At 45.5% G+C, this 13851-nt stretch carries 11 protein-coding genes, 1 tRNA gene and 1 pseudogene; 7 read left to right on the plus strand and 6 right to left on the minus strand.

Annotated elements, in window-relative coordinates:
• The 3 genes and pseudogenes from FTT64_RS04665 to ahpF all read right to left on the minus strand — a co-directional run.
• Window positions 1-87: pseudogene (locus FTT64_RS04665) on the minus strand (IS5/IS1182 family transposase); the annotation flags it as partial.
• Between the two features lie 136 nt (window positions 88-223).
• Window positions 224-568: a hypothetical protein gene (locus FTT64_RS04670; protein WP_005178845.1), complete on the minus strand. Its 345-nt coding sequence runs from the start codon at window positions 566-568 to the stop codon at window positions 224-226.
• A gap of 193 nt (window positions 569-761) precedes the next feature.
• A complete protein-coding gene (gene ahpF / locus FTT64_RS04675; RefSeq protein WP_005179083.1) occupies window positions 762-2327 on the minus strand; it encodes an alkyl hydroperoxide reductase subunit F in 1566 nt (521 codons plus the stop codon).
• 296 nt (window positions 2328-2623) lie between these two features.
• Between ahpF and FTT64_RS04680 the strand changes: the two genes are divergently transcribed.
• A complete protein-coding gene (locus tag FTT64_RS04680; RefSeq protein WP_005178842.1) occupies window positions 2624-2845 on the plus strand; it encodes a DUF1653 domain-containing protein in 222 nt (73 codons plus the stop codon).
• Between the two features lie 24 nt (window positions 2846-2869).
• Here the strand turns inward: FTT64_RS04680 and FTT64_RS04685 are convergent, their stop codons facing one another.
• Window positions 2870-3079 carry a KTSC domain-containing protein gene (locus FTT64_RS04685; protein WP_005178841.1) on the minus strand — a complete coding sequence of 70 codons (210 nt, stop codon included), beginning with the start codon at window positions 3077-3079 and terminating at the stop codon, window positions 2870-2872.
• Window positions 3080-3360: 281 nt separating this feature from the next.
• On the opposite strand from FTT64_RS04685, the gene FTT64_RS04690 reads away from it, so the two are divergent.
• Complete coding sequence (locus FTT64_RS04690; RefSeq protein ID WP_005178839.1) at window positions 3361-4461, plus strand: putative zinc-binding metallopeptidase; 1101 nt, start codon at window positions 3361-3363, stop codon at window positions 4459-4461.
• A gap of 47 nt (window positions 4462-4508) precedes the next feature.
• Here FTT64_RS04690 and FTT64_RS04695 read toward each other — a convergent pair whose 3' ends face one another.
• Together FTT64_RS04695 and ahpC are read right to left on the minus strand one after the other, a co-directional pair.
• On the minus strand, window positions 4509-4985 hold the full coding sequence (locus FTT64_RS04695) for a hypothetical protein (protein WP_005178836.1): 477 nt from the start codon (window positions 4983-4985) through the stop codon (window positions 4509-4511).
• A 156-nt stretch (window positions 4986-5141) separates the two neighbouring features.
• Window positions 5142-5705: an alkyl hydroperoxide reductase subunit C gene (gene ahpC / locus FTT64_RS04700; protein WP_005178834.1), complete on the minus strand. Its 564-nt coding sequence runs from the start codon at window positions 5703-5705 to the stop codon at window positions 5142-5144.
• Window positions 5706-6172: 467 nt separating this feature from the next.
• Between ahpC and hrpA the strand changes: the two genes are divergently transcribed.
• The 5 genes from hrpA to FTT64_RS04725 all read left to right on the plus strand — a co-directional run bounded on the left by hrpA (window position 6173) and on the right by FTT64_RS04725 (window position 13698).
• Window positions 6173-10090, plus strand: a complete 3918-nt coding sequence (gene hrpA / locus FTT64_RS04705) for an ATP-dependent RNA helicase HrpA (protein WP_168405511.1) — start codon at window positions 6173-6175, stop codon at window positions 10088-10090.
• A gap of 30 nt (window positions 10091-10120) precedes the next feature.
• Entirely contained in the window at window positions 10121-11236 is a 1116-nt protein-coding gene (locus FTT64_RS04710; protein WP_016659123.1) for a beta-ketoacyl-ACP synthase III, read from the plus strand.
• Between the two features lie 10 nt (window positions 11237-11246).
• Window positions 11247-12008 carry a lysophospholipid acyltransferase family protein gene (locus tag FTT64_RS04715; protein WP_127798774.1) on the plus strand — a complete coding sequence of 254 codons (762 nt, stop codon included), beginning with the start codon at window positions 11247-11249 and terminating at the stop codon, window positions 12006-12008.
• Between the two features lie 127 nt (window positions 12009-12135).
• A complete protein-coding gene (gene cysS / locus FTT64_RS04720; protein ID WP_180182091.1) occupies window positions 12136-13557 on the plus strand; it encodes a cysteine--tRNA ligase in 1422 nt (473 codons plus the stop codon).
• 65 nt (window positions 13558-13622) lie between these two features.
• Window positions 13623-13698, plus strand: a tRNA-Gly gene (locus FTT64_RS04725).
• Window positions 13699-13851: the final 153 nt, after the last annotated feature.

Below are 13851 nucleotides of genomic sequence, written 5' to 3' on the forward strand. Positions count from 1 at the left end.
AAGATTTTGTTTGAGATAAATACGAAAATTACGGAAAATGTTTTCTAACTTAGACCAGTGTTGATCAGTCAACATTGTACGAGGCATAGCGAGGAGTAGATTTGGTTTGGCGATTAAATTCTACTTTTTCGCTATTTTTTTTGCACAGTAAATGTCAACAGACCCTAGTAAAATGAATAATAAAAAAGCTCCCGGAAGGGAGCTTTTAGCGAGGAAGTGAATTTTATTGCTGGGCTTCTTCACGCACGTTCGCAGCACCTTGTTCAACAGCACCGGCTGCGGTTGCAGTTGCATCTTTGGTGGCTTCCTTGGTTTCATCCCAAGCCTGACTGGTTGCCGCAGCGGCATTATCCGCGGCCTGATCTAACTCTGCAGCAGCTTCATCCGTTGCAGCATCCATTTCAGCTGAAGCTTCTTCAGCAGCACCGGAAATATCATGACCTGCCTGTTCAGCAGCATTTTCCAGATGCTCGCCAGTGGTTGCACCTGTTTCAGGCGCCTGATCACGGTTACAGCCCACTAAAGCAACGGTAGCAGCAAGACCTAAAGCAACAAGTAATTTATTCATTGTCATATTCCTTTTAATTCTATTCTCAAGGCAAATATCCACAACAGCAGTGAATATTCAAAAATATAAACCAGTTCCGATCTGGCAATAGATAACAAATTGTTGATTAAATGTAAGAAAATGAAATACAAAAAAAGCCTATAGCGTAGTGCACGCTATAGGCTTGTGGTGTTCTAGAGTTAATTCAGCAGAATTATTGCCCCGAACGGATGATGTAATCAAAGGCAGACAACGATGCTTTCGCGCCTTCACCTGTGGCAATGATGATCTGCTTGTATGGCACTGTAGTACAGTCACCAGCAGCAAATACACCTTTGACATTGGTTTCATTACGGTCGTTAATCACAATCTCGCCACGGTTGCTCAGTTCAACTGCTGTTTCTTTCAAGAAATCGGTATTTGGTAACAAACCGATCTGTACAAAGATCCCTGCCAGTTCAACCGTATGCTCTTCATCTGTTGCACGGTCTTTATATTTCAGCGCTGTCACTTGTGAACCATCACCCACGACTTCTGTTGAAAGTGCATTTTTGATGACAGTCGTGTTTGGCAAGCTGTTTAGCTTGTCTTGCAATACCTGATCGGCACGTAACTTGGTATCAAATTCTACTAAGGTTACATGCTCAACAATACCGGCCAAGTCAATTGCGGCCTCTACACCCGAGTTACCCCCACCAATAACTGCAACACGTTTGCCTTTAAACAAAGGACCATCACAGTGTGGGCAGTAAGCCACACCACGGGTACGGTATTCTGCTTCACCTGGGACATTCATCTCTCTCCAGCGTGCACCGGTTGAAAGCACCACAGTTTTCGATTCCAGCTTGGCACCGTTTTCCAAGGTCACTTCAACTAAACCGTTGGCTGTTTCATCTGCACCTTTAATGTCAGATACACGTTGTAGGTTCATGATGTCGACACCGTATTCACGTACGTGTGCTTCCATTTCAGCGGCAAATTTTGGACCTTGGGTTTTCTTGATTGAAGTGAAGTTTTCAATGTCCATGGTGTCCATCACCTGACCGCCAAAACGTTCCGCCACGATACCGGTGTTAATGCCTTTACGTGCTGCATAAATCGCTGCAGTGTTTCCAGCAGGTCCACCACCAATCACCAAGACATCAAAGGCCGCTTTGGCATTTAACTTTTCAGCTTCTTTGGCTGCAGAGTTGGTGTCTAATTTGGCAATGATTTCTTCCAGTGTCATACGACCCTGACCGATGTGGTTACCGTCCTGGAATACCATCGGTACCGCCATGATCTTACGTTCTTCCACTTCATCCTGGAAGAATGCACCATCAATCATAGTGGCAGTAGTACCCGGGTTGTAAATCGCAATCAGGTTCAATGCCTGCACCACGTCTGGACAGTTATGGCAGCTTAACGATACGAACACATCGAAATCCGATTGGATACCCAAGTCTTTAATAGAAGCCAGCACTTCATCAGACACTTTTGGTGCATAGCCCGAAGTTTGTAACAATGCCAGAATCAAAGAAGTAAACTCATGGCCCATTGGTAAACCTGCGAAGAATACACGCGGTTGCTCACCGGCTTTGGCTACACCAAAGCTTGGTGCACGTTTGTTGTTGCCATCAAAGCGTGCAGTCACCTGATCAGACAGGGCGGCAATTTCAGTTACCAGTTCTTTGATTTTGTCTGATTTGTCAGAGCTATCTAAAGTGGCCACTAATTCGATTGGACCTTCAAGGCGTTCTAACAAGGCTTTTAATTGGGCTGTAGTATTTTGATCTAACATTGCTAACGTCTCCAGAGGAGTAAAATGTATTTGATAAAGACATGATAGGAGAAAATATTTAATTGGTGAAACGGTTTGTTTTTATCAAAACAATCGGTTTTTTAAATCAAATAATAAAAATCATGTATTTATGCGGAAGTTGCACATAAAAATGTATGGCTTTATCTTCTAAGATGTGGCTTGTCACTGGAATTTTCAAGAATTGACAATAAGAAAATCAAAGATTTGCTATTTGTGACTAAAACTAGGCATTATCCTGAGCAATGGCATTTAAAATTACAAAGGTGAGTATCAAGATGAGTTTAAGCCGAGGCATTTATCAGCATTATAAAGGGCAGTTGTATCAGGTGTTGCATGTGGCCACGCACAGTGAAACCGAGGAAAAGCTGGTGGTCTACCAGTGTTTATATGGTGATTATTCCATTTGGGTTCGACCACTGAGCATGTTTACCGAATCGATCAGTCTGGAAGATGATCGTGAATTACCGCGTTTTAAACTGGTTCAGGAAATGATGTGAGAGGTGAAATTGCTGCACCTCAATTCAAGGTCGCAACGAGACCTTGTTAAAGTGTAAATCGTACTCCAGATATTTTTGCACAAAAGCAGCTTTATCATGACTGCGTAGCAGATTGTTATAGATAAATTCTGGCACAGGATGATAAAGCTCTGCCAACCCATTGTTATAAAATATTTTTAAGTAGCGTGTTGAAGTATTGTATTTGCAGAAGGTTACAGTCAGGACAGTTTCCATTAGCCATTCCTCCTTTATTGTGTTTGGAATCGTTATAGTTTGACCATATGCCAAATGCAGAGCCGGATGTATTACTGATTTGTAAGAATTTTCAACTTTATCCGCGAAAGTCGAGTGTTGTGTGCCAACACTCCCGGTCAAAGCGCAGCGTATGGGGACAATCTGCACCACGGTTGCAGCAACACTAAACATTCACTGCAAAAAAACTACACTCAGAAAAATCAGAATCTTCTAAGCTTAGCGGCATCTCTGTAATAAAAACAATCGACTGAGCCATTCTCATGCAACTTTTTCAGTGCAGTTATTGTCAGCATCCGATTTATTTCGACAATACCCAGTGTACCGTGTGCCAGCATCATTTAGGTTTTGATGCGCAATATATGCATATGCTGGCGTTGCAACCGGGTCAGCGGGCAGGGGAATTTGTTGAAGCGGTCACGCAAAAGGCTTACCGTTTTTGCCAGAATCATCAGCATCAGGTCTGTAACTGGATTATTCCGTTTGACAGTCCGGAGCAGTTTTGTCCGGCCTGCCGTTTAAACCGGATTATCCCGGATTTAAACCAGCCGCAATATTACTGCCGCTGGCAAAAAATCGAGTTGGCCAAGCATCGCCTGGTCTATGCCTTGCTGCGCTGGAATTTGCCTTTACTGAGCAAGCTGGAAAGTCCTGAACGTGGGCTGGTGTTCGACTTTAAGGCCAATCCGAATGATGATCGTGCTCCCAAAGTCATGACCGGCCATGCCAGCGGGGTGATTACTTTAAATATTGCCGAAGCCGATGATGTCGAGCGGATGATGGCCAAGCAGAATATGGCCGAAGTGTACCGGACTTTGCTGGGGCATTTCCGGCATGAAATTGGCCATTATTATTGGGATGTTCTGGTGGCCAACAGTGATTATCTGGCACGCTTTCGGCAACTTTTTGGGGATGAGCGCGCCTGTTATCAGCAGGCGGTGAAGGACTATTATCAGCACGGCGCACCAAGCAACTGGATGGATGCCTATATTAGTGCCTATGCCACCATGCATCCGTGGGAAGACTGGGCGGAAAGCTGGGCGCATTATTTACATATTGTTGATGTGCTGGAAACGGCAACTTCTTTTGGCATGAGTATTCATCCGCAAATTGTGCATGAAGAGCAGCATTTTATGTACTTCAAGCAACGTGAAAATCCGTATTTTTTGACCGACTTTAACGAGATTTTTCAGGCCTGGTTGCCAGTGGCTTTTGCCATGAATAGTGTGAATCGGAGTATGGGGCAGGAAGATTTTTATCCCTTTGTGATTAGTCCGAAGGTGATGGAAAAATTACAACTGATTCATCAGGTGATCCATGGTTTGCCGCCAGTTTCGGACAATCCAATTCCTGTAGATGGTTAATGCTTGATCCATCATCAAACCCTCATCTATCATAAAATCATCCCACCTTATAAACGGCGGCATTGTCCTGTTTTATCGCCCTGTACCGTGTTACGTCCACCCACCGGTGGTGTCGCGTTATTTTCACATTCCAGATTGCCATCGACCTGATTACGGCTAATATTCAGCGTACCCCGATTGTTTTTGAGCTGGATATTGCCATTTACACGGTTATTGTGCAGCTGGGTCAGCTTGCCGCGTTCCAGTTGAATATTGCCTTCAATGCGGTTATTGGTCGCCACCAGCTGTGCAAAACGGCCTTTGGATTCCAGATTGCCATCAATATGGCTGTTTCGGAGAATGGCTTTGGCACCATCGGCCAGCATGACATTGCCATCGACCTGCACATTAATTAAGGTGCATTGCTTGCCAACGAAAATATTGTCGGAAATCGAACGATCTTTTAAGCTGCCGCTACACTGCACATCAGCCCAGGCCGGCAGGGACAGGGTGGTAAATAAGGCTGCAATTAATAGGGTTTTCATCGGTCTATCCATAGCGCATTTTTCAGTAGCTTAATCAACGCAGATGAAAATAAAAAGAATCTACAGCAGCTAAAATTGAGTAAAAATGTAAGCGCATCAATAAAAAAACCACGCGATCAAGCGTGGTTTTTTTCAATCAGTTTAATCTAATACAGATTAGATTTTACCAACTAGGTCGATTGAAGGAGCAAGTGTTGCGTCGCCTTCTTTCCATTTTGCTGGGCAAACTTCACCTGGGTGAGCGTGAACGTATTGAGCAGCTTTTACTTTGCGAAGAAGTTCTTGCGCGTCACGGCCGATACCACCCGCGTTGATTTCGATGATCTGGATTTTGCCTTCTGGATCGATGACGAAAGTACCACGATCAGCAAGACCGTCAGCTTCAATTAATACTTCGAAGTTTTTAGACAGTGTCCAAGTTGGGTCGCCAACCATTACGTATTGGATTTTTTTGATTTCTTCTGAAGAATCGTGCCAAGCTTTGTGCGTGAAGTGAGTGTCAGTAGAAACTGCATAGATTTCAACGCCTAATTTTTGGAATTCAGCGTAGTTGTCAGCAAGGTCACCAAGCTCAGTTGGGCAAACGAAAGTGAAGTCAGCTGGGTAGAAGAATACAACTGACCATTTGCCTTTAAGATCAGCTTCAGTTACTTCAACGAATTGACCGTTGTGGTAGGCATTTGCTTTAAATGGTTTAACTTCAGTATTAATTAAGCTCATCATTGTCTCCATGATTGAGGTTTGTTTTGAATTTCAATTAGATTATAGAAATTTGCTTTATTGCTGAAATGGTATTTTTACATTACCACCATCGGAAAAACCGAATTGATGATTGTTTAAGCCATATTCAGGCGGTGTGTATTATTATGTAGCCGAAAAATATGATGACCACATGACAATTAAAAAGTACACCTTTTTCATTCCTCATCAAACATGATGTCAAGCTCGGTAAAATTCAAGGGTAAAGCAAAAATATTTTTTATTTTTAGGCAGACTGCTTGGAAATGTTCGTCATCGTCACAATCTAGAAGCCACCGTACTCAGTTTGCGGACAGCGGATTCGCTGCAAAAGCAGACAGGCTGGAGGGTCTGTTCGTTCATTTCATGGGCGGATTCTTCCGCTGGCTGTCATTACAGCGTAAAATAGCCGATTGATATTTTTTTATTTAAATTAGGAATCTTGTTCTGTGCAGAGTCATTTAAATGTAGATCAACTCGTTATGGCGCGTGACCGTCATCGTTTAAATCGACTGCGTAAAGGAAAAGATGCAAATGAAAAACAATATTCTGAGCTATTTGAAAAATCCAATCTGAAAGTTCGGGAACGCCTGGGCCGTATTCCAAACATCAAACTGAATCAGGATTTGCCGGTCACCCAATACGCCGACAAGCTGGTTGAGGCAATTCAAAAACATCAGGTGATTATTGTGGCGGGGGAAACCGGTTCGGGGAAAACTACCCAGTTGCCGCAAATTGCCATGCTGGCCGGGCGCGGTTTAACCGGTCTGATTGGTCATACCCAGCCGCGTCGTCTGGCCGCGCGCAGTGTCTCGCAGCGGATTGCCGAAGAAGTCGGTGAAAAACTTGGTGAATCCATTTCCTTTAAAGTCCGTTTTAATGAACAGGGCTCGCAGGATTCGCTTGTCCGCTTAATGACCGATGGTATTTTATTGGCAGAGCTGGCCAATGACCGTTATTTAAGCAAATACGACACCATTATTATTGATGAAGCGCATGAACGTTCCCTGAATATTGACTTCATCATGGGTTATTTAAAGCAGCTGTTGCCACGGCGTAAAGATCTCAAAGTCATCATTACCTCAGCGACTTTGGACGTAAACCGTTTCAGCAATTACTTTAATGGCGCGCCGATTTTTGAAGTCGAAGGGCGCAGCTATCCGGTTGAGGTACGTTACCGTCCCATTTCCGAACTGAGCATTGGCGGCAGTGATGATGATGAGTTTGATGACTTTGAAGAAAACCTGCCGCGTGCAGTGGTGCAGGCGGTGGAAGAATGCTTTGCCGATGCACAGGAAAAAGGTCATCCTGAACATGCCGATATTCTGGTGTTTGCCAGCACCGAGCAGGAAATTCGTGAATTACAGGAAACCTTGATCAAGCATGGCCCGCGCCATACGGAAGTGTTGCCGCTATATGCACGTCTGGCCCTGGCCGAGCAGCAGAAAATCTTTAATCCATCGGGCGGTGGCCGACGGATTATTATTGCTACCAACGTCGCGGAAACGGCGTTAACTGTACCGAATATCCGCTATGTGATTGACAGTGGTTTTGCCCGGATTTCACGTTATAACTATCGTTCACGTGTACAGCGTCTGCCAATTGAAGCAGTTTCGCAAGCCGCAGCCAACCAGCGTAAAGGCCGTTGTGGCCGTATTGCACCGGGTGTCTGTATCCGTCTGTATTCGGAAGAAGATTTCTTAAGCCGTCCGGAATTTACCGAACCGGAAATTAAACGCACCAACTTAGCTTCGGTGATTTTGCAGATGCAAAGTCTGGGCCTCGGTTCGCTGGAAGATTTTGATTTTATCGAGCCCCCAGATCATCGACTGGTCAATGATGGTCGCAAGCTTTTGATTGAGCTTGGCGCAATGACGGAGAAGAAAGCGAATCCGTCTAAAGCGACTGACGAAAATAATAATCTCCCTCTGTCTAAAAGAGGGGTTGGGGGAGATTCCTTAACCAAAATTGGCCAGCAAATGGCAAAAATGCCGATTGATCCACGTCTGGCACGAATGATTCTGGGCGGGGCACATTTTGGTGCCTTAAATGAAATTCTGGTAATTGTGGCGGCACTGGCGGTGCAGGACCCACGGGAACGCCCGGCCGACAAACAGATGCAGGCCGATCAAAAACATGCCTTGTTCCGTGAAGCCGATTCCGATTTCCTGTTTTATCTCAAACTCTGGGATGCCTTGCTGGCCAATCGTGACTTGAGTGAAAACAAGCGCCGCAGTTTTGCCCGTAATCATTTCCTGAGCTGGTTGCGTTTACGTGAATGGAAGAAAACCCATGAGCAGCTGGTCGATCTGGCACAGGGTTTAAAACTGTCTTTCAATGAAAAGAAAGCCAGTTATGAAAATCTGCACCGGGCTTTATTAACCGGACTGTTATCGTTTATTGCCAATAAAACCGATGAACGTAATGTGTTTATGGCGGTGCGTCAGCAAAAAGCGCGGGTTTTCCCAGCCTCAACCTTGCATAAGACCAATACCCCGTGGGTGATGGCCTTTGAGATGGTGGAAACCTCACAGGTGTATTTGCGAACCCTGGCCAAAATTGAGCCGGAGTGGATTCTGCTGGCGGCGCGTGATCTGTTAAAACATCATTATTTTGAGCCGCACTGGTCGAAAAAAGCCGGGGTGGTCAATGCTTATGATCAGATTTCACTGTTTGGTTTAATCATCGAACCGAAACGTCAGGTGAATTATGAAAAGGTCGATCAGCCGGCGGCGCATGAGATTTTCCTGCGCGATGCCTTGACTACCGGTAACCTGGGAATTATGCCGCCGTTCTTAAAGCATAATTTACTCAAACTGGAAGAAGTGGAGCGGGTCGAAGACAAGCTGCGCCGCCGCGATCTGGTGGTAGATGAAGAAACCATCTATCAGTTCTATGCCGCAAAAGTGCCGACAGATGTGGCCAGCCGCCGTTCTTTTGAAGACTGGCGCGCGACAGTCGAGCCGAAAGAGCCACGTTATTTATTTGTTGATGATGATGCCTTGTGGCTGAATGATCGCCCGACCACGCAGCAATTCCCGGATTATCTGCGTAATGGCGAATTGCGTCTGGCGGCCAGCTACCGTTTTGATCCGAGCCATGATGAAGATGGTGCGACGGTAAAAATTCCGGTTCAGGCCCTGCCACAGGTCGATGAAAATATCTGGTCATGGGGGATTCCGGGCTGGCGTGAAGAGCTGATTGAAGCGCTACTGAAAGCCTTGCCGAAAGATAAACGCCGTAACCTGGTGCCAATTCCGGATACCGCGCGCAAACTGAGTGCACGAATTGATGCGACACATCTGCGTGAGCATATTTTCAGCTTCCTAGCTTTTCAGCTGCGCGGCGATCAGATCACTGAAAAAGACTTTAGCTTTGAACGGATCGATCAGTATCTGCTGCCGTTTATTAAAGTGATTGATGAAAAAGGCCGAGTCATCGAACAGGGCCGTGACCTGAGCGAGCTGAAAGCCCGCTGCCGTACCGAAACCCATAGTCCGGTGAAGCAGCTGAAAGGTGAATTTAAAACCTTCCCGGACAACTTTGTGTTTGAAGCCTCGCAAAAAGTCACTGGCGTGGTGGTCAAGCAGTATCAGGCGCTGGTACCGACCAAAGACTTTGCTGCGCTGGAACAGAAAGATGAATCGGGTGTGGTGATTCAAACCTTTAATGATCAGGCAGAGGCAATTAAACAGCATCGGGCCGGGGTGATTCGCCTGATTCATATGCAGCTGGGCGATTTAATCCGCCAGCTGAAAAAACAGATTTCTAAACCGCTGGCGCTGGCTTATTCTCCGTTGGGCGATAAAGCACAGCTGGAACAGATGCTGGTCTATGCCACCTTGCAGATGTCAATTGATGACTTGCCAGTCAACGCTGAACAGTTCCAAACGCTGCTACTTGAGGTAAAAAAATCATTCCTCAGTCATGGACAGAAAGCGCTGTTCAGCTTTAATGAGATTTATATTCAATGGCAGGATATCCGCCGTAAACTGCTGATGCTGGATGAGTCGGTCTTTGCCAAAAATATGGATGATATTGAAGATCAGCTGGACCTCATGAACCTGGCCGATTTCGTGTATAACAAGCCAGCAGACGTCTGGAGCGAATATCCACGTTATCTGAAAGCGCTGGTGCTGCGTTTGGAACGTTTGCCGAATAACCTGCAACGTGATGATGCCGCCATTGTGCAGATTGACCCGTGGATGGACAAACTGTTCAAGTTTAAAAATGACAGCCGCTTGAAAGAATTGTACTTTATGGTGGAAGAATTGCGCATCTCGTTATTCTCGCAGCCAATGAAGACCAAGATGCCAATTTCGCCAAACCGGCTACAAAAAGTATGGGAAAAGCTGGGAATCGGTTAAGATAGAGAGAATTTCAAAAAGGAGTTTTACATGGGCATTCGCATTACCGGTACGGGCTTATTCCATCCTGAAGATGTCATTACCAATGAAGAGTTAGTTGAAAGTTTAAATGCTTATGTGGAACAGTATAACTCGGCCAATGCTGACAAAATTGCAGCGGGCGAGTTAGAAGCACGCCGTGGCTCAAGTGCAGAATTTATTGAAAAAGCCTCTGGCGTGAAACGTCGCTACGTGTCAGAGAAAACCGGTCTGCTTGATCCAAACCGTTTACGTCCACATTTAAAAGAACGCGCTGATGATGAAATCTCGCTTCAGGCCGAGTGGGGCGTAATTGCAGCCAAACAGGCAATGGAAAATGCCGGTGTCACGGCTGAAGACATTGATGTGGTGATTCTGGCCTGCTCGAATATGCAGCGTGCCTATCCGGCGGTGGCCATTGAAATTCAGACTGCACTCGGGATTCAGGGCTATGCCTATGACATGAACGTGGCCTGTTCAGCAGCAACCTTTGGTTTAAAACAGGCGTATGATGCCATTAAAAGCGGTGCGCGCCGTGTCTTGCTGGTGAATGTCGAAATTACATCGGCACACAATGATTTCCGTTCGCGTGACAGCCACTTTATTTTTGGCGATGTTGCCACTGCGTCAATTATTGAAGACACCGACAGCAAAACCGGTTTTGAAATTGTGGACACTCAGTTATTTACCCAGTTCTCGAACAACATCCGTAACAACTTCGGTTTCCTGAATCTGTCTGAAAATGCCGATATTGATGACAAGCGTTTCCGTCAGGACGGCCGTAAAGTCTTTAAAGAAGTGTGTCCACTGGTTGCGAAAATGATTACCGCGCAGCTGGAGAAAAATGCGATTGCACCAGCCGATGTAAAACGTTTCTGGTTGCATCAGGCCAATGCCAGCATGAACGAACTGATTCTGAAACTGGTGGTTGGTAAAGCGGCTGCGGAAGCAGATCCGGCGTTGGTGCCAATTATTCTTGATGAGTTTGCCAATACTTCATCTGCCGGGGTCATCATTGCCTTGCATCGTACTGCGCATGAAGTGAATGATGGCGAATATGGCGTGTTATGTTCATTTGGTGCCGGCTACTCGGTGGGCTGTATCCTGGTACAAAAACACGTGGTTTAAGGGGCAGAGATTGCAGGTCCAGCATGATGCAAAATGGATCAAGACGCTGAGCGCCTTATCTAAACGCTATTTCACGCCGACCTTTTTAGGCAGTGAATATATTGATGCATCCCGACCTGCCATGTATGTGGGCAATCATTCCCTTTACGGGATTTTTGATGCCCCCGTTATTATTGATTATCTGTTCAATGAACATCAGGTGGCTGTGGTTAGTATTGCCGACCACAGCCATTTTTATTTGCCAATCTGGCGCGATATTGTCAAAAAGTTCGGCGCAGTCGATGGCCAGCGTGAATATGTGCGTGCCTTGATGCAGCAGGGCTATTCGATTCTGGTCTTTCCGGGTGGCGGACGTGAAGTGCTGAAACATCCGGGTGAGCAGTATCAATTGATCTGGAAACAGCGCTACGGCTTTTTACAGTTGGCACAGGAATTTCAGTACGACATTATTCCTTTTGCTGCCTTTGGCCCTGATGATATTTTCGAGTTTGGTTTTGATGCCAGAACCGTGGTGCAGCATCGTCTGTTTCAGAAACTGCTCAAAGTCCCTCAACTGGATAAATTATTACGTCATGGCGATGTGATTCCATCATTACCGAAACACCTGATTCCCAAGCGGGTACCTTTTTATTTTCAGTTTTTGCCACCGGTAGAGGTCGGGCAGAGATTAGGTTCTGAAGATTTGACCACGCTGCGAGAGGAAATCGCTCAGCAAATTTACCAGAGCTTAGCGCAGCTAAAAGCCCGTTCAACTGGGCACTCATCCTCATAATAGCCGGGTTGTGCCTGAGTTTAAGCCCGCATAAGTGATTTTTGATAAAAATAACGAGAAAACTTTATGAAAAATAATGCTTAGGTTAAGATGAACCATCCTTTTATTTGAAGTCTTTTGAACAGCTATGCAACCATTTGTTCTCTATAACTCAGAGCAGCGCAAAAAAGTAGAATTCGTGCCACGCGTCGATGGACAGATCGACATGTATGTCTGCGGTATGACCGTGTATGACTACTGTCATATTGGTCACGCGCGTGTCATGGTTGCATTTGACTACATCATCCGTTTCTTGCGGAGTCAGGGCTGGAAAGTCAAATATGTGCGTAATATTACCGATATTGACGACAAAATTATCAAACGTGCCAATGAAAATGGTGAAAGTATTACTGCTTTAACCGACCGCTTTATTCAGGCCATGAATGAAGATGCAGAAAACCTCGGTTGTCTGGCTCCGGATGAAGCACCACGTGCCACTGACTATATCGACCAGATGCAAAACATGATTGGTAATCTGGTTGAGAAGGGCGCGGCGTATCCAGCTTCAAATGGTGATGTTTATTTCCAGGTTGAAAAGTTTGCAAAATATGGCCGTTTATCCGGTCGTAAACTGGAAGATATGCAGGCTGGTGCTTCAGAGCGTGTCGATGTCGAAGTAGAGAAAAAACATCCGTTTGACTTTGTGCTCTGGAAACATGCCAAAGAAAATGAACCGGCCTGGCCATCACCGTGGGGCAAAGGTCGTCCGGGCTGGCATATTGAATGTTCGGCGATGTCGACCTGCTGCCTAGGCAATCATTTTGATATTCATGGCGGTGGTTCAGATTTAATGTTCCCGCACCATGAAAATGAAATTGCCCAGTCTGAAGCCTCTACCGGTGAGCAGTATGTTAATTACTGGATGCATGTGGGTTTTATTAATGTCGATGGCGAGAAAATGTCAAAATCGCTCGGCAACTTCTTTACCATTCGGGATGTGATGGAGAAATTCCATCCGGAAGTGATCCGTTATTTCATCGTGTCTTCACACTATCGTAGCCCGGTGAACTTCTCGGATGTAGCACTAAAAGAAGCCAAGACGGCGCTGTCTCGCTTCTATCATTCATTTAAAGCCTATCAGGCCGTGTATGGCGATAAGTTGGGGGAAACGCTAGATGGCACGTTGGTCGAACGCTTTAATACCGCAATGCGGGATGATTTTAATACCGCGGAAGCGATTGCAGTGCTGTTTGAAGTCAATAAAGAACTGAACCGCGCGGTGAAAGAAGAAAATGCCGAACAGGCAGCAATCTTCTATGCTACCTTGCGTCATCTGACCAATATTCTTGGTTTGGTACAGCACAATGTCGATGAATTCCTGAAGTCAGACATTGGCCAGGATGCACTTGGTTTATCTGAAGAACAGATTGAAGATCTGATTCAACAGCGTAAAGATGCCAAAAAAGACAAAAACTTTGCCCGTGCCGATGAAATCCGTCAGTCTTTGCTCGATCAGGGCGTAGTGCTGGAAGATACCCGTCAAGGTACCGTTTGGCGTCGTGCTGATTAAATCGCCACTTGGAAGCATAAAGAGTTGACAGTTGTATGAAACTCTCTATAATGCACTTCCATATTGCGGGAATAGCTCAGTTGGTAGAGCACAACCTTGCCAAGGTTGGGGTCGCGAGTTCGAGTCTCGTTTCCCGCTCCAAAATTCAAAAAGCCTGAATCATCTGATTCAGGCTTTTTTTATGCGTTTTTATCTAGATATGAAATATTATCCATTATCTTTACTAAAAATCGCCTTAACTGCTTGAACTAAAAAAATGAGATTGATGTTCACCATCTTCCTGTGCTGTGGTTT

The sequence above is a fragment of the Acinetobacter sp. Q186-3 genome (assembly GCF_013420655.1).
Classification (GTDB): domain Bacteria; phylum Pseudomonadota; class Gammaproteobacteria; order Pseudomonadales; family Moraxellaceae; genus Acinetobacter; species Acinetobacter indicus.